This is a genomic window from Mammaliicoccus sp. B-M6 (genome assembly GCF_022386965.1).
GTDB classification, from domain to species: Bacteria; Bacillota; Bacilli; order Staphylococcales; family Staphylococcaceae; genus Mammaliicoccus; species Mammaliicoccus sciuri_A.
In genome coordinates this window covers 1-15,221 of the sequence record NZ_JAJNHJ010000015.1, presented here as the reverse complement: position 1 = coordinate 15,221, position 15,221 = coordinate 1, and the positions used below count along the sequence as shown (strand labels likewise).

Sequence of the window (15,221 nt, the reverse complement as noted above, 5' to 3'; positions counted from 1 at the left end):
ATATGTCGACAATAAAATTGTTCAACATATACCACTCTTTTTTAATTAAAAAGTGGTATTTGATTGCATATATTTTATTATTATTTTTAGCTGTGTTGGCCGTTATGATTGGGGTTAACCAAGTAAACGAAAAAGATCAGGCGTTTACGATTGGAATCGTAGATAAAGACCAATCTAAAGAAACAAAGTTAATTTTAAATGCGATAGGCGATGGGCAATCACTCGGAAATGATTTGTCTATTAAACATTATAATGAAGAGAAAGCACGACAACTATTATCAAAAAAGAAAATAGATGGCTACTTTGTCTTTAAAGATGGCATGACAAAAGCATTTTATAAAAATGGTGAGTTACCAATAGTTGTGAATACATATGATAAACAATCAGTTGAAAGTATTATTATTTTACAGCTAACAGATTCGGTCTATAGCCGTTTAATGTTGTCGATGGGGGGGGCTATGTCATATACATCTCTTTATCCTAGTGCATCCGAAAATGAATTGTTAACGATGATGACGGATATGTTATTTACTGGGTTAAATAGAAGCGGATCCTTTAATGATGAGCCTATCAAAGTATTTGATACGTTCGGCTATTACACAATTTCAACTTATTTTGTATCTATCTTTTTCTTTTTCTTTTCAATTTTTAGCATTTTAAAAATGAATCAAAAAGATGCATTAAAAGAACGATTAAGTATGTATCATTTCTCTTATGAAAAGTTAACAATTGTAAGAGGTGTGTTTAGTCTTTTCTATACAACGCTTTGGAGCATACTTGGTTTATGGGTCATCATACATTTTCTTAAACCAGAATTCGAAATGTATAATATTTGGCAAATTAGCTTAGATATTGCTTATTATTTAGTCATGATATTTTTAGTTTTTCTCTTTATTGATATTGCGTTTAGAAATATATTAAATTATTTGTTCAAAGTTTTATTAACGTTAGTAATATTATTGTTATCTGGTACTGTGATTCCAATCATTTATTTGAAAAGTTTGAGTGCAGGAATGATTGAGGCATTACCGTTTTCAATTGTTTTTAATCAACTAGTAGAATTACTTTTAAATAATTACATCATTGACACGCATCCAATGTATTATTGGCATTTAGGTATAATGTTTGTATTAGTGATCTCTGCTTTGTATTGGAGGTATCGCCGATGAAATCAATCTTTCATTTAGTTGTTAAAAAGCAATGGAAACAATATGTAACTTTAGTGGCATTGCTGTTAATAACAATATTGATCATTGTAGGTGTTCAAGCATCTAGCAATCAATTATTTAAAATGCCAATAGCTGTTCAAGATTTGGATGAATCTCAATCTTCAAAAGAGCTAGTGCACACTTTAGAGCAAACAAAATATTTAGAAGTTATACATTTATCAAAGAATGAGGCATATATTGATGATGTCATTCAAAAAAAGCAAGCAATCGTAAGCTTACAAATACCTGATGATTTTAGTGAACGGTTAAAAGAAAATCGTTTGCGTGATAGCATTCCGTTATATTACAAAGATGATTTCATTGGAGAAATTGCTTTAGAAGTGACGAGTAAAGCTTTATACAAACAACAAATACCCGTCATTATTGAAGATCATTTAAAGAAATCTAAACAAGATGTATCGATGCAAAAAATTAAAAAAGCGTATATTAAAAATACACCTCACTCTAAAATGGAACACCATGCAGTTCAAAAACATTCAGATGTTTCGATTGGTGCAGCAGTATATGTTGCATTACTATTAATTGTAAGTTGTAGTCAAATTGTATTGCATCAACGACTGAAACAAAATGCTGCACTAGAGCGACTCATGATGTTTAGTGGAACCAAATTAAAATTATATACGTATTATATATTGAGTCATGTCATATTATTATTCGCGATTGTAGTTATCACGAGCTTACTATTATCATGGTCATTAAGCATCGTATTTTATTTAGTCTTATTGATGACATTGATTATATATGAAAGTGTCTTAAGCATATTCTTATTTAAAATAAATACGCTTAGTCATAAATTATTTATGTCTATCATATGGTCTATCGCAATAAGTTGTCTTTATTTGTTTTTTCAAGTTTAGGAGGTGTATACATGATTACAATAGAGCATTTATCAAAGAAGTATAAAGATAAAAAAATTTTCCATGACTTTAATACAACATTTAAAGATAAAACACTTACTGTATTATTAGGGGAAAATGGTGCAGGTAAGTCGACATTACTAAGAATGATTACAGCATTAGAAAATCCAGATAGCGGGGATATCCGTTATTTTGGAAAAAAGTTAAACAATAAAAAAATCAAAGAAATCATAGGTTATATACCTCAAGACATTGCATTATTTGAACATATGACAGTAAATGAAAATATAGAATTTTTTAAAGCATTAAATAAACAACCTATATCTTCAGAACTAATAGAAGATTATTGTAATCAGTTAAATTTATATGAAAGAAAAGCAAAAATCTCTTCTCTTTCTGGTGGTACAAAACGTAAAGTTAATTTATTAATCGGACTGCTCGGAAATCCAAGTATATTAATTTTAGATGAACCAACAGTAGGCATTGATTTGAAATCCAGATTTGATATTCATAAATTGTTAAACCATTTAAAAACAACAAGACTCATTATATTAACAACTCACCATTTAGATGAAGTCGAAAGCTTAGCAGATGAAATTAAGTTAATCGGTAAAGATCCATTCTATAGAAATATCTTAACCGATAAATCTTGGACATTTGAAGACAGTCTTGTATTGTGAAGAAGCCAACCGTAATTCAAAAAATCATCATAATTTAAAACATACTAAGATTATTGTAACAATGATCTTAGTATGTTTTTTCGATTATATTTATCTGAAATTTTAGAATAAGAAAAACGTATTGCAAAACATATTTTTAAAGTGTATTCTTATTTAATGTATCGGAATTAAATGTTTTTGGGAGGTCCTTTAATGGAAACACTTTGGGTAGTCATTAATATTATTGTTTTCTTATTATTTATTGGTTTATTAGGTTATTTAAATAAGAAACATGTAAAGTTCTCTAAACGTGTTCTTATTGGTTTAGGAATAGGGATTGTGTTTGGTTTAGCTTTACATCTTATTTACGGTGTAGATTCTAAAGTAACAGAGTCGACAGCTTCATGGTTTGATATTGTAGGTACTGGTTATGTAAAACTATTACAAATGATCGTTATGCCACTTATCTTTATATCAATTGTTTCAGCATTTACTAAAATAACAATTGGTCAAAACTTTGCTAAAGCTGGTGCTTGGATATTTACATTCTTATTAGGAACGGTTGCTGTTGCAGCTTTAGTTGGTATTATTTATGCGATGCTATTCAATTTAGATGCATCACAAATAGATTTAGGTAGTGTGGAAAATAGTCGTGGTCAAGAAATAGAACAAACTTCTAAAGATATGGCGGCTAATAATTTACCATCACAAATTCTTGAATTGTTACCTGCAAATCCATTCTTAGATTTCACAGGTGCTAGAGGTACTTCAACAATTGCGATTGTTATATTTGCCGGATTTGTTGGATTTAGTTTCTTACGTGTGATGAGAAAAGAACCAGAAAAAGGTAACTTAATCAAAAGAGGTATTGATGCAATTTATGCCTTAGTTATGGGAATTGTTACTTTTGTATTAAGATTAACACCTTACGGGATTTTAGCGATTATGACTAAAACGGTGATGACAAGTAACTTTGAAGCAGTTTGGACATTAGGTAAGTTTGTTGTCGCATCTTATGCAGCATTAATTACAATGTTCATCATCCATTTAATCTTAGTATCTGTTGTTGGTTTAAACCCAGCTACTTATGTTAAAAAAGCTAGTGAAACGTTACTATTCGCGTTTACGTCTAGATCAAGTGCAGGAACGTTACCTTTAAATGTTCAAACACAAACAACTAGACTAGGTGTTCCAGAAGGTATTGCTAACTTTGCAGGTTCATTTGGTTTATCAATCGGACAAAATGGCTGTGCGGGCATATATCCAGCGATGTTAGCTATGATGATTGCACCAAGTGCAGGTATTGATATTGATTTACCGTTTATCTTATCTGTAATCGGCGTTGTAGTCATCAGTTCATTTGGTGTAGCAGGTGTAGGTGGCGGTGCGACATTTGCCGCTATACTCGTACTTTCAACATTGAATTTACCTATTGCTTTAGCAGGGGTATTAATTTCAGTTGAACCATTAATCGATATGGGTAGAACAGCATTGAATGTTAATGATTCAATGTTAGCAGGTACAGCTACTGCTAAAATTACAGGACAATTGGATGAAGAAAAATACAATGACCAAGACTTCAATGAACTTGGAGAGTCATATTAATTATTAATTTTATACAGGCACATACTGATACCAATCGTGAATTTCAGTATTGCCTGTTTTTTATAAAAACTTATTGGTATGCTCGGATATATATTGAAAGCAAATAAATACAATGATAAAGTGATATTAAGGAGTGTCGACACGATGAGTAGAGATTTATTTATTAAGAATGAATTCCAACAAAAATGGGTTAATAAAATAGAAAATCATAAAGCGTCATTACAAAAACACGCTGAAAAAAATGACTTAAATTCAGAATTTCCATATGAAAATATTAATTGGTTAATAGATGAAGGCTATACGAAAATTGTACTTCCTAAATCATATGGTGGTGAAGATGCGACACCAGAAGATATCATTTTATTCCAAGAAACACTAGGTAGAATTGATGGTGCGACGGCATTAGCCATTGGTTGGCATATGGGTGTAGTTGGTCAAATTTATCAAGAAAAATTATGGACGCAAGATTTATTAGATGAATTTGCTGAAGAAGTATTAAATGGTGCGATTGTTAATAGAGCTGTAAGTGAAGCGGAAACTGGCAGCCCAACTCGAGGCGCACGTCCAAGTACACATGCTGATCGTGATGGAGACCATTACATTATAAATGGTGTTAAGACATTTACAACAATGAGTCAAAGGTTAACGCATTTTCTTGTTGGTGCATATGTACCTGAAAAAGAAGCACTCGGTTTCTTTTTAATACCAAGAGAATCTGAAGGTTTATCAATAGCAGAGAACTGGAATATGGTAGGTATGCGTGCTACTGAAAGTCATGATTTAGTGTTAGATGATGTTAAAGTTCATGAGAAATACTTAGTAGAAGTTGTGAATGGTCCAAGAGGCAATAATATCAATCCATGGAATTTACATATTCCAGCAGTATACTTAGGTATTGGGCAAGCAGCACGAGATTATGCTGTTGATTTTGCGAATGAATATAGTCCAGGAAGTATCGATGGCGTGATTGCTGATATTCCAGCTGTTCAACAAAACATTGGTCAGATGGAATTAGAATTAACGACTGCAAGACATTATATATATAGTGTAATCAATAAATATTTAAATCCTTCTATAACAGATGCAGTTATAGATGTTGAATTAGGTGCAGCTAAACATGTTGTTGTTAATCACTCTATTAAAATTATTGATATAGCAATGAGAATTGTAGGTGCGAAAAGTCTACAAATGGAAAGACCGTTACAACGCTATTATAGAGATATAAGAGCTGGCTTACACAATCCACCGATGGATGATGTAACCATTACAAAATTAGCTAAAAAAGCTAGAGAAGAAAGAAGTAAACATCAATAAAAAGATTGGGATGGGACATAACATCATGTCTCAACCCAATTTTTTTATTATAATTGATCTGTTTGTATGACTTTTTTACGTTTTTTACGTCTTGGTTTCATGCCTACTGACATATATAATACGACAACCAAGATGACAATCATGCCGATAAGTTGCCACAATCCAAATGGTACTTTTAACCATAGAACTGAAGATATAACTGCTGTTACGGGTTCAAGCACACCAAATAATGCAGTTGTTTGAGGGCTAATATATTTCACGCTTTCTAAATACATCCAAAAAGCAAACATCGTTCCGAAAGTGATCACAAAGATGAAATAAATCACACCTTGAACATCTAATAAATGCCAAGGAAATGAGAAGTCTAAGTTGATAATTGAAAGTGCAATACCGCCGATAAACATTGACCAACCGATAACAACAAGAGATGGCCAATTTAAAAATAATTTAACAGCATATACAGTATAAAAAGCAGCTGCACAAGCTGTTAATAATCCCCATACGATAGCATTTGGGGGGACTGATAATGTGGCATAATCACCATTTGTTAGTAATAAGTTCGTTCCAAATAGTGAACACACAATAATGATGATATCTGTTATTCTAAATTTACTTTTTCTAGTGATCAGTAAATAAAGTAATATGACGACTGGTGCTAAAAATTGTAACAAAGTAGCGATGGCAACATTACCTTTATCAATGGTCGCCATAAAAGTGTATTGCACACCTAACATGCCGAATAAAGCATAGATGATCAATTGAAATAATGAATGTTTGACTCTAAATATATTTGTTAAAGGATGTTTCTGAATTAATTTTGCAATGAGCAAAAGAAAAAATCCACTTAATATTAATCTTTCTGCTACAAATAATGAAACGGGTAAATGATATTCTGTAAATAACTTTTCAGTAACCGTTCCACCTAATCCCCAAAAAGTAGCGCCAAGCATCACTAATAAAGTACCTTTTAGTTGTTTGTTTTGCACTTATAAGCCCCTCGATTCTAAAAGATGTTAATTAATTAATTAATTTTAGCATTTGATAAATTATTAAACAATAAGTTGAAATGTTTTACTTGCAATTTTATAATATGCGTTCTTATAATGAACATAATGAGTTAAAAGTGAGGTTTCCGCATGAAATTTGTATTAATATCAGTTGGTATACTTGCTACTATATTAGGATTTGCTGGCGCTGTATTGCCGTTATTACCTACAACACCCTTTATTTTATTAGCAGTATTTTGTTTTGCTAAAAGTTCAGATAAATTCCATAGTTGGTTAGTAAGCACAAAAGTTTATAAAGAATATGTAGAAGATTTTCAAAAATATAGAGGGTACACTTTAAAGAAAAAATTCGAAATGCTTATAAGTGTATATATCGTAGTAGGCTTTTCAATTTGGATGGTTGATCATTTCTATATTCGCATTGGTCTTTGCATCATGTTATTCTTCCAAACTGTTGTATTATTCACTTTTGTTAAAACTTTACCAAGTAAAAATAAATCATAATATTAAAATATCGATAAAATGACGTAACGTCTTTTATCGGTATTTTTTTGTTGTATTTGCATACATCATTATTATTGTAAAATAGAATAAAAAAGTTATATAAATTTAAAAATTCTATTGCTATATACATTGAAGGGTTATATAATAGACAAAGATGAAAATGAGAGTCATTATCAATTGGGAGGATAATTATGAAGAAACTTTTAGTGCTTATTATGGCTTTAGCATTAGTTGTTGCTGCTTGTGTCAATAAATCTGATGAGAAAGAGAGCAACAGTAAAACAAAATCAAGTAAAGATACAGTAAGTTATAAATTAGACGACGGTAAAAAAATAGATATCCCGAAAAACCCTAAACGTATTGTTGTATTAGCACCATCTTACGTTGGTGGCTTATTACACTTAGGTGTTAAACCTGTGGGTGTACCAGCTTCTACAGATCAAACACCAATACTTAAAGATAGAATTAAAGGTATTGAAAAAGTTAGTGAAGACAATGTTGAACAAGTAGCTAAATTAAAACCAGACTTAATCATTACATATAACGCAGATAAAAACTTAAAGAAATATGAGAAAATCGCTCCAACAATTCCTTACGACTATGCAAAACACAATTACTTAGACATGCAAGTAGAATTAGGTAAATTAGTTGGTAAAGAAGATAAAGCAAAAAAATGGGTAGAAAAATGGAAGAAAGAAACTTCTAAAGACGGGAAAGAAATTAGAGATAAAATCGGCGAAGATACTACAGTATCAGTTATTGAAGCATTCCAAAAAGACATCTATACTTACGGTGAAAACTGGGGTAGAGGAACAGAAGTATTATACCAAGCATTCGGTTTAGCAATGCCAGAAAGCATTGAAAAAGATGTTAAAAAAGACGGTTGGAAAAAAATCTCTCAAGAAGAAATTGAAAAATATTCAGGAGATTACTTATTCTTACCAGTAACAAAAGGACAAGCAAAACCAGAATTCACTAAAACTGAATCATGGAAATCAATTCCAGCAGTTAAAAATGACAAAGTCATCGAAATTGATGCACAAACATTCTGGTATAACGATCCATATTCATTAGAAATGCAACGTAAATACTTAAAAGATGAAATTCTTAAAAAAGCTGAATAATCAATAGCAAATGCTATAACACCGATTCTCATTATCAGAATATAAAAAGCAGGGACGTAAGTCTCTGCTTTTTTATTGTCTTAAAAATTTACATATGTTTAAACATATGTTTTAGTGGTGATGTAATATAAGTAAAAATGAGATAACAATAGAAGTAATATAATAGGAGTGGATGATATGAAATACCATTTTTATGCCTTAATAGAAAAAGAAGATAAATTTTACAATGTTTCATTTCCTGATTTGCCTGGTGCTAATACTTTTGGTGAAAATATAGAGGATGCTATTGATATGGCTTCTGATGCTCTAGGAGGTCATTTATTAGTAATGGAGGATGACCATGATTATATTCCTAATCCTACTAACTATCATGATCTTGCAAGAAATTTAAAAAGTCAGCAACAACTTCAGCTAGTTAAAGTAGACACAAATATTGTGAGGTTACGTGAAGAGAATAAGACGGTCAATAAAATGGTAACTCTCCCAAAATATATGGTAGAGTTAGGCAAAAAAAAGAAAATTAACTTTAGTCAGACTTTACAACGTGCACTTAGAAAGGAATTAGAATTAGGGGAAGTTCATAAAGAAGATTAACAAAGATTATACATTATGCAACAAAAATAAAAAGCAGGGACGCCGATGTCCCTGCTTTTTATATAGTTCATTATTTTGTTTCTTTCACGTATTGATCGTTAATTGTATGAATGGTTAAGCCTACGATATTCTTGTTGTGTTTCGCGAATGGTAAGCTTGCTAAGTAACCTACAATAAATGCGATAAAGAAACCGATAACGGATACTGTAAATGGTGTGATATCTGTTTTTCCTACAAAGTAAGAAACGATTGCTGCGACGATTAGTCCGATGATAACACCATAAGTATTGGCTTTTTTAGTAAATATACCTACTGCAAACACGCCGGCAATTGGTACACCGAATAGTCCTGTTACAAGTAAGAATAAATCCCATGTTTCGTTTGTTTTTTGATTAATTAAGTATAATGATGCCAACGTACTGAAGACACCTGCAAGAATAATGATGATTCTTGCTAATAATACATCATTTTTCGTGTTATTTGTTTTAGAAAATCTTTGTTTTAAATCGACAACCACACATGCTGAAATTGAGTTCAAGCTTGAAGAAATTGTTGATTGTGCTGCTGCAAATATAGCAGCGATTAATAATCCGCCAACAAATGGTGGAATTTGTGTCAGTATGAAATAAGGTACGATAGCTGAAGTATTAAATCCTTCTGGTAAAGATGTAACATTATTATAGAAGGAATACAACACAGTTCCCATTCCGTAGAAGATAGGGATTGTAATAAATGCTAATAAACCGTTAGTCCATAATGATTTGTTTGTTGATGATATTGAACCAGTTGTTTGATAACGTTGAACGATATCTTGGCTGGCAGTGTATTGATGTAAGTTATTAAAGATAGAACCAATAAATATAATTGGAATTGCAGCGGCAGCAGTACCGAATTTCCAGTTATCCATTGAGACAAACTTTTTATCTTGTACAGCTTCATTTAACACTGTACCGAAGTTCCCATCAATTTGGAAAGCACCTAAGAAGATAACGGCAACAGCACCACCTAATAAGATAATACCTTGAATAACGTCGCTCCAAATAACCCCTTCTATACCGCCCATAAACGTATAGATAACACATAATAATCCAACTAATGCTGCGATTAAATATGGGTTAATATCTGAAACGGAAGTGATTGCTAATGTTGGTAAATAAATAACAATCGCGACACGACCAATATGGAATAATGTAAATGCTAGAGATCCAATAACACGCATTGTGATACCAAATCGTTCTTCCAAATATTCATAAGCAGTTGTTACATCAAGCTTTCTGAAGAATGGAATATAGAAATAAATCAGTAATGGAATAATCGCGATAATGGCGATATTTCCTGCTGCATAAGACCAGTCTGTATTAAATGCTCTTTCTGGTGTTCCCATATAAGTAATCGCACTTAAAGTTGTCGCATAGATTGAGAATCCAACCGCCCATGCAGGGACTCTACCTTTTGCTTTGAAGAACGCGTCTGTATCTTGACCAGCTCTTTTTGTAAAATATACACCTACTAATAACGTTGCAATTAAATATAAAATTAATGCAATCCAGTTTCCTGTACCAAATCCTACTTCATTCATAATATGACATCCCCTTTGTACATCAAATAATTATAAATTGTATTTAGAAACAAGTTCTTTAACTTTTTGAAGTGATGCTTCATCTAATGGCGCGAGTGGTCGTTTAGTTGTACCACCCTCAATACCATTTTCATTTAGTACAGCTTTCAAAGTAGGGTAAATACCTAAAGCTAATACTTGCTCAATAATATCGTTTGTTTCATGTTGAATTTCATATGCTTGTTCAATATTGCCTTCTTTAGCTAAATTAAAGATTTGTCTAGCGCGTTGTCCATTGATGTTATAAGTTGAACCAATCGCACCATCTACACCTGACACAGCAGCTTGAATAAGCATTTCATCAAAGCCAGAAAGTATTAATTTGTCTGGGAATGCTTTTCTAATTCTTTCTAATAAGTAGAAGTCAGCAGCAGTATATTTAATACCGATGATTTTTTCATTTTCGAAAAGTTCTTCAAATTGTTGTATAGATAAGTTAACACCAGTTAATGCTGGAATTGAATAAATGATCATTTCATTTCCAGTAGCTTCAATGATGGCATTGTAGTAATACTTAATCTCTTCGAATTTGAATGGGTAATAAAATGGTGTTACAGCTGATAACGCGTCATAACCTAATTCTGTAGCAAATTTACCTAATTCAATTGATTCGTTTAAATCTAATGCACCAACTTGTGCGATTAATTTAGCGTCTGATCCTACTTCGTCTTTAACAATTTCAAAGACTTTCTTCTTCTGTTCAGTATTCATTAAGAAATTTTCACCAGAACTACCATTTACATATAAACCATCTACTTGTTGTTTATCGATATTTTGGCGAATGATTTGTCTTAAACCTGATTCTAAAATATTGCCTTCCTCATCAAATGGTACGAGTAATGCAGAATATAATCCTTTCATTTAAAAAACTCCTTTATATTTATTAATTGATAATATTGTCAGACCAATTTATAATCACATTGTAAGCGAATACATATTCTTCTGTCAATCGTTTTATTATTTGATACATCACTTATGATAAAATAAATAATTAAGAGGAGGTAGGTAAAATGATGAAACGAACATCACTCGTTGATGTGGCTGTTGAAAAATTAAAAGAATATATAGCAGAACATCAATTTGATAATGGAGATAAACTACCTTCAGAGAAAATGCTTGTGGAACAATTGGGGGTGAGTCGCACTGTTGTGAGAGAAGCGATTAGTCGCTTGCAGCAAAGTGGTCTCATTCAAGTTAAATCAGGAAGTGGCATGTTTATTACAGAGAAGAATAAACATTTATCAATGCTTTTTGAGTCACATATGAAAGTGCATGGTTTTAAAATTAAAGAATTACTGGAAGTGCGTAAAATATTAGAACTTGGTGCGATACGTCTTTTAATAGAAAATAAAATCGTGATTGATGCAAAAAAACTAAGAGATTTGAATGATATTTATTATGAGTCTTTCAACAAATCTCAAAAATTCGCGCACTATGATTCAGCCTTTCATGAAACGATTATTATCTTTACTGAAAATCAAACATTAATCACGATGAGTAAAGTTATTAAAGAGTATTTTGATAAGAACCAGTTTAATCAAATTGTTGATAAAGAAGATATAGAAAAATCTTACAAAGAACATGCTGATTTAATAGAAGCAATTGAGAAACAAAATTTAACTTTAGCACATGACATTATTAATAAACATCTGTCTAGAGTCGTTGAGTGGATAGAAGAATTGGAGCAAAAATGATGGGTAAATTAGATAAGATTGAAGTCCAAAGTTTGAAGTCGCAAGTATTACAAGAAATTAAACAATATATTTTGGATAAAGGCATGACAGAAGGGGATCGCTTACCGACAGAACGTGCTTTTACTGAAATGTATGGCGTGAGTCGTTCAGTTGTAAGAGAAGCTTTGAGTTATCTCGAACATACAGGTGTGATCGAAACGGTTCAAGGAAGAGGAACGGTAATCAAAGCACCGGATATCTCTAGTTTAGTTGAAGGATTTCTATTTAGTTTTCAAGTCGCAAATGGTTCGAAAAATGATTTACTGTCATTGAGAATTATTTTTGAATGTGCAGCTATTGAAGAAATCGTTAAATTGGATAAGGATATCAGTGATTTAAAAGCAATTGTAAATGAAGATGTTATCAATCATTATGAGAATGATAAAGCATTTCATCAAACGTTATTAAGTACTACAGGAAATGTATTATTTGAACAATTAAGCTCTGTTATTCAGTCTTACTTCTATCATATTGAAGAAGAGGGGAAAGAAATTAATTATATTCAAACGAATGAAATGCATAAGAAAATTATCGAAGCAATTGCCAACAAAGATGTGCAATTAGCTAAAGAACTTATGACCACACATTTGTCTATTTAGGAGGATATTATGAAAATTGCAATTGATATAGGTGGCACATTTATTAAAGCTGGCGCAATTGATGACCACCACACAATACATAGTTATCAAAAAATTGAAACACCACATAATAAAGATGGTGGTATTGTTGAAGCGGTTAAAGGCATCGTTGAATCATATACAAAAGAATTTAACTTAAATAAACCTGAAGTTGGTATTTCTACAGCAGGTGTCGTTGATTCACATAAAGGTGAAATTACATATGCTGGCCCTACCATACCATATTATAATGGTACAAATTTTAAGCAATCATTAGCACATATTGCTGGTAAAGTAGCGGTTAATAATGATGTATCATGCGCGTTACTTGGGGAATTGTTAACGTTTGATAGAGAAGTTCAATCGATATTTTTAATGACGATTGGTACGGGTATTGGTGGCGCATATTATGAAAATCAATTATTAGAAGGTAAAAAGTATAGAGCATGTGAAATAGGCTATTTACTTTATGACAAAGAAACGAATACAACATATGAAGATAGAGGATCTACGACAGCTTTAAAAAGACTAATTAGTGCCAATTATAAAGAAGATATGCAAGTTGAGAAATTATTTGATTTGGCGTATCAAAATGATGAAAAAGCTCAAGACATCCTTAATCAATGGGCTAATCATGTTGCAGAAGGTATTGCGCAGGTTCAAATTATGTTTGATCCAGAAATAATACTTATTGGCGGAGGTATTTCTAAACAAGAAGAAAGACTCCTATCATTGATTGAACCATTTATCGATGATTATTTACCAACTGATTATGGTCATGCCAAAATTGAAGTCACTTCAAAGGGAAATGATTCAGCTCTATATGGTGCTATTTCATGTTTATAAAATAATTGTTAACCTACAATTTACATTGGTTAACAATGTGGTATAATATCGTTATCTTATATTAGGAGTGAAAAATTTGAAAACTAAAGATATCGTTATTATAGCAATGTTTACTTCTTTTATTTCTGTATTAGCATTTATACCACCAATTCCATTACCGTTTATGCCGGTGCCAATCGTTCTACAAAATATTGGTATCATATTAGCGGGATGTTTATTAGGATATAAAAGAGGTACATTAAGTGTAATTATCTTCTTATTACTTGTTGCAACAGGATTGCCATTATTATCAGGTGGTAGAGGCGGATTAGGTGTATTCTTTGGTCCATCTGCTGGTTATTTATTCGGCTACCCAGTTGTTGCATTTTTAATTGGATTCTTTATAGATAGAAAGTGGAAAGATCTCTCGTTTACATATGCGTTAACAATTAATATTGTCATTGGGGTTCTATTCCTTAATTTAATTGGCGGATTTGTGATGGGTGAGTTTATGAATATTTCAATCGCTAAAAGATACATATTAGCAGCAACGTTTTTACCAGGTGATATTGTTAAAGCAATATTAGCAACTATGTTATTATTTAGCTTGAAGAACGTACCCGAAATAAAACGATTAAGAAATACTTAACGAGGTGAATAACGATGGTTTCATTTAAAGATATAGAAACAGATGGAAAGGTTTTGACTGAAACAAATAGGTTTATACATTATCAAACATTGGATAAACGTATTCAGTATGATTCTAACAAAATTGTGTATAAAGAAATGCCAGACATAGATACGTTTAAAGCAGATGAAGCAATGTTGAAAGAAATCCATGAAAAAAATAATCAGCCTTTTCTTAAATTTGTCTTTCCTGAAAATGAAACAATCGATATTGAATTAAGAGAATATTTAAAATTTCAAGGTTATGAAACAGGTTGGTTAGAATTATATATCAATGCTGAGAAGAACTTTGAAAGTGAAGCCAATCAAGACATTGAAGTTGTTCTAACGAATGAGGATAATATTGTTGATTTCTTGAACGTATCATATGAACAAGATGAAGCATATGGCAAAGATTATGCAGACCTTAAAGTTGAATTAAATAAAAAACAATTACATAGTGATAATCCGATTCAAGTATTATCTTATTATAAAGGTAAGCCTGCAGGTATGTTGCTTATATGGATGAATGAGAAATATGTAGAATTAGATAGCTTTGGTGTTCGAAAAATATATAGAAGGTTAGGTATAGGAACGAAAATGCAAGCCTTTGTAGCAGAAATCGCTAAAGATAAACCGATAATACTTGTAGCAGACGGTGAAGATACAGCTAAAGATATGTATAAAAGACAAGGTTATATTTACAGTGGATTTCAATTTGAAACGTTAAAAGAATACAAATAAAAACAGGTTGAGACAGCAATGCTGTCTCAACCTGTTTCAGACTGTGGACAAACTGAACTTAAATTTATAAGTTCAGTTTGTTTTTTTATATGGAGTAACATTTTCCACTAAAATCATGATTAAAC

The 15,221-nt window shown here is 31.5% G+C and carries 16 protein-coding genes; 13 read left to right on the top strand and 3 right to left on the bottom strand.

Annotated features, from left to right (window positions below; translation table 11 throughout):
* Nucleotides 1-2: 2 nt before the first annotated feature.
* The 5 genes from LQ693_RS07310 (at nucleotide 3) to LQ693_RS07290 (ending at nucleotide 5,664) form a co-directional block, all read left to right on the top strand.
* Nucleotides 3-1,169, top strand: coding sequence for an ABC transporter permease (locus LQ693_RS07310; protein ID WP_103362007.1), 1,167 nt, complete (start codon nucleotides 3-5; stop codon nucleotides 1,167-1,169).
* Nucleotides 1,166-2,086: an ABC transporter permease gene (locus tag LQ693_RS07305; RefSeq protein ID WP_103362008.1), complete on the top strand. Its 921-nt coding sequence runs from the start codon at nucleotides 1,166-1,168 to the stop codon at nucleotides 2,084-2,086. Before LQ693_RS07310 ends, LQ693_RS07305 begins: the two co-directional genes overlap by 4 nt.
* Before the next feature lie 11 nt (nucleotides 2,087-2,097).
* Nucleotides 2,098-2,766, top strand: a complete 669-nt coding sequence (locus LQ693_RS07300; protein WP_103362009.1) for an ABC transporter ATP-binding protein — start codon at nucleotides 2,098-2,100, stop codon at nucleotides 2,764-2,766.
* 192 nt (nucleotides 2,767-2,958) lie between these two features.
* Complete coding sequence (locus tag LQ693_RS07295; protein WP_107565179.1) at nucleotides 2,959-4,350, top strand: L-cystine transporter; 1,392 nt, start codon at nucleotides 2,959-2,961, stop codon at nucleotides 4,348-4,350.
* Nucleotides 4,351-4,494: 144 nt separating this feature from the next.
* Nucleotides 4,495-5,664 carry an acyl-CoA dehydrogenase family protein gene (locus tag LQ693_RS07290; RefSeq protein WP_103362011.1) on the top strand — a complete coding sequence of 390 codons (1,170 nt, stop codon included), beginning with the start codon at nucleotides 4,495-4,497 and terminating at the stop codon, nucleotides 5,662-5,664.
* A gap of 47 nt (nucleotides 5,665-5,711) precedes the next feature.
* Here LQ693_RS07290 and LQ693_RS07285 read toward each other — a convergent pair whose 3' ends face one another.
* Nucleotides 5,712-6,650 (bottom strand): EamA family transporter, encoded by a 939-nt coding sequence (locus LQ693_RS07285; RefSeq protein ID WP_103362012.1) that lies wholly within the window; start codon nucleotides 6,648-6,650, stop codon nucleotides 5,712-5,714.
* A gap of 150 nt (nucleotides 6,651-6,800) precedes the next feature.
* On the opposite strand from LQ693_RS07285, the gene LQ693_RS07280 reads away from it, so the two are divergent.
* The 3 genes from LQ693_RS07280 (at nucleotide 6,801) to LQ693_RS07270 (ending at nucleotide 8,893) form a co-directional block, all read left to right on the top strand.
* A complete protein-coding gene (locus tag LQ693_RS07280; RefSeq protein ID WP_107565180.1) occupies nucleotides 6,801-7,175 on the top strand; it encodes a YbaN family protein in 375 nt (124 codons plus the stop codon).
* A 191-nt stretch (nucleotides 7,176-7,366) separates the two neighbouring features.
* On the top strand, nucleotides 7,367-8,299 hold the full coding sequence (locus LQ693_RS07275) for an ABC transporter substrate-binding protein (RefSeq protein ID WP_103361111.1): 933 nt from the start codon (nucleotides 7,367-7,369) through the stop codon (nucleotides 8,297-8,299).
* A gap of 177 nt (nucleotides 8,300-8,476) precedes the next feature.
* Entirely contained in the window at nucleotides 8,477-8,893 is a 417-nt protein-coding gene (locus LQ693_RS07270) for a type II toxin-antitoxin system HicB family antitoxin (protein WP_107565181.1), read from the top strand.
* Nucleotides 8,894-8,963: 70 nt separating this feature from the next.
* Here LQ693_RS07270 and LQ693_RS07265 read toward each other — a convergent pair whose 3' ends face one another.
* Both LQ693_RS07265 and LQ693_RS07260 read right to left on the bottom strand, forming a co-directional pair.
* The gene (locus LQ693_RS07265) at nucleotides 8,964-10,472 is read right to left on the bottom strand and encodes a sodium:solute symporter family protein (protein ID WP_049319997.1); all 1,509 of its coding nucleotides are present in this window, start codon (nucleotides 10,470-10,472) and stop codon (nucleotides 8,964-8,966) included.
* A 30-nt stretch (nucleotides 10,473-10,502) separates the two neighbouring features.
* Nucleotides 10,503-11,372: an N-acetylneuraminate lyase gene (locus LQ693_RS07260; RefSeq protein ID WP_107596420.1), complete on the bottom strand. Its 870-nt coding sequence runs from the start codon at nucleotides 11,370-11,372 to the stop codon at nucleotides 10,503-10,505.
* Nucleotides 11,373-11,521: 149 nt separating this feature from the next.
* On the opposite strand from LQ693_RS07260, the gene LQ693_RS07255 reads away from it, so the two are divergent.
* The 5 genes from LQ693_RS07255 to LQ693_RS07235 all read left to right on the top strand — a co-directional run bounded on the left by LQ693_RS07255 (nucleotide 11,522) and on the right by LQ693_RS07235 (nucleotide 15,096).
* Complete coding sequence (locus LQ693_RS07255) at nucleotides 11,522-12,205, top strand: FadR/GntR family transcriptional regulator (RefSeq protein WP_103361113.1); 684 nt, start codon at nucleotides 11,522-11,524, stop codon at nucleotides 12,203-12,205.
* On the top strand, nucleotides 12,205-12,843 hold the full coding sequence (locus tag LQ693_RS07250) for a FadR/GntR family transcriptional regulator (RefSeq protein WP_025906835.1): 639 nt from the start codon (nucleotides 12,205-12,207) through the stop codon (nucleotides 12,841-12,843). The genes LQ693_RS07255 and LQ693_RS07250 overlap by 1 nt, the downstream gene beginning before the upstream one ends.
* A gap of 9 nt (nucleotides 12,844-12,852) precedes the next feature.
* Nucleotides 12,853-13,707, top strand: a complete 855-nt coding sequence (locus tag LQ693_RS07245) for an ROK family protein (RefSeq protein ID WP_103361114.1) — start codon at nucleotides 12,853-12,855, stop codon at nucleotides 13,705-13,707.
* A 76-nt stretch (nucleotides 13,708-13,783) separates the two neighbouring features.
* Complete coding sequence (locus tag LQ693_RS07240; protein WP_119475076.1) at nucleotides 13,784-14,335, top strand: biotin transporter BioY; 552 nt, start codon at nucleotides 13,784-13,786, stop codon at nucleotides 14,333-14,335.
* A gap of 14 nt (nucleotides 14,336-14,349) precedes the next feature.
* The gene (locus LQ693_RS07235) at nucleotides 14,350-15,096 is read left to right on the top strand and encodes a GNAT family N-acetyltransferase (protein ID WP_103361116.1); all 747 of its coding nucleotides are present in this window, start codon (nucleotides 14,350-14,352) and stop codon (nucleotides 15,094-15,096) included.
* Nucleotides 15,097-15,221: the final 125 nt, after the last annotated feature.

What these genes read in the sequence shown, in the direction of transcription:
- LQ693_RS07265 (WP_049319997.1), bottom strand. Translation starts at nt 10,472, where the DNA reads ATGAATGAAGTAGGATTTGGTACAGGAAACTGGATTGCATTAATTTTA.
- LQ693_RS07270 (WP_107565181.1), top strand. Translation starts at nt 8,477, where the DNA reads ATGAAATACCATTTTTATGCCTTAATAGAAAAAGAAGATAAATTTTAC.
- LQ693_RS07250 (WP_025906835.1), top strand. Translation starts at nt 12,205, where the DNA reads ATGGGTAAATTAGATAAGATTGAAGTCCAAAGTTTGAAGTCGCAAGTA.
- LQ693_RS07280 (WP_107565180.1), top strand. Translation starts at nt 6,801, where the DNA reads ATGAAATTTGTATTAATATCAGTTGGTATACTTGCTACTATATTAGGA.
- LQ693_RS07310 (WP_103362007.1), top strand. Translation starts at nt 3, where the DNA reads ATGTCGACAATAAAATTGTTCAACATATACCACTCTTTTTTAATTAAA.
- LQ693_RS07300 (WP_103362009.1), top strand. Translation starts at nt 2,098, where the DNA reads ATGATTACAATAGAGCATTTATCAAAGAAGTATAAAGATAAAAAAATT.
- LQ693_RS07275 (WP_103361111.1), top strand. Translation starts at nt 7,367, where the DNA reads ATGAAGAAACTTTTAGTGCTTATTATGGCTTTAGCATTAGTTGTTGCT.
- LQ693_RS07245 (WP_103361114.1), top strand. Translation starts at nt 12,853, where the DNA reads ATGAAAATTGCAATTGATATAGGTGGCACATTTATTAAAGCTGGCGCA.
- LQ693_RS07305 (WP_103362008.1), top strand. Translation starts at nt 1,166, where the DNA reads ATGAAATCAATCTTTCATTTAGTTGTTAAAAAGCAATGGAAACAATAT.
- LQ693_RS07295 (WP_107565179.1), top strand. Translation starts at nt 2,959, where the DNA reads ATGGAAACACTTTGGGTAGTCATTAATATTATTGTTTTCTTATTATTT.
- LQ693_RS07290 (WP_103362011.1), top strand. Translation starts at nt 4,495, where the DNA reads ATGAGTAGAGATTTATTTATTAAGAATGAATTCCAACAAAAATGGGTT.
- LQ693_RS07235 (WP_103361116.1), top strand. Translation starts at nt 14,350, where the DNA reads ATGGTTTCATTTAAAGATATAGAAACAGATGGAAAGGTTTTGACTGAA.
- LQ693_RS07260 (WP_107596420.1), bottom strand. Translation starts at nt 11,372, where the DNA reads ATGAAAGGATTATATTCTGCATTACTCGTACCATTTGATGAGGAAGGC.
- LQ693_RS07255 (WP_103361113.1), top strand. Translation starts at nt 11,522, where the DNA reads ATGATGAAACGAACATCACTCGTTGATGTGGCTGTTGAAAAATTAAAA.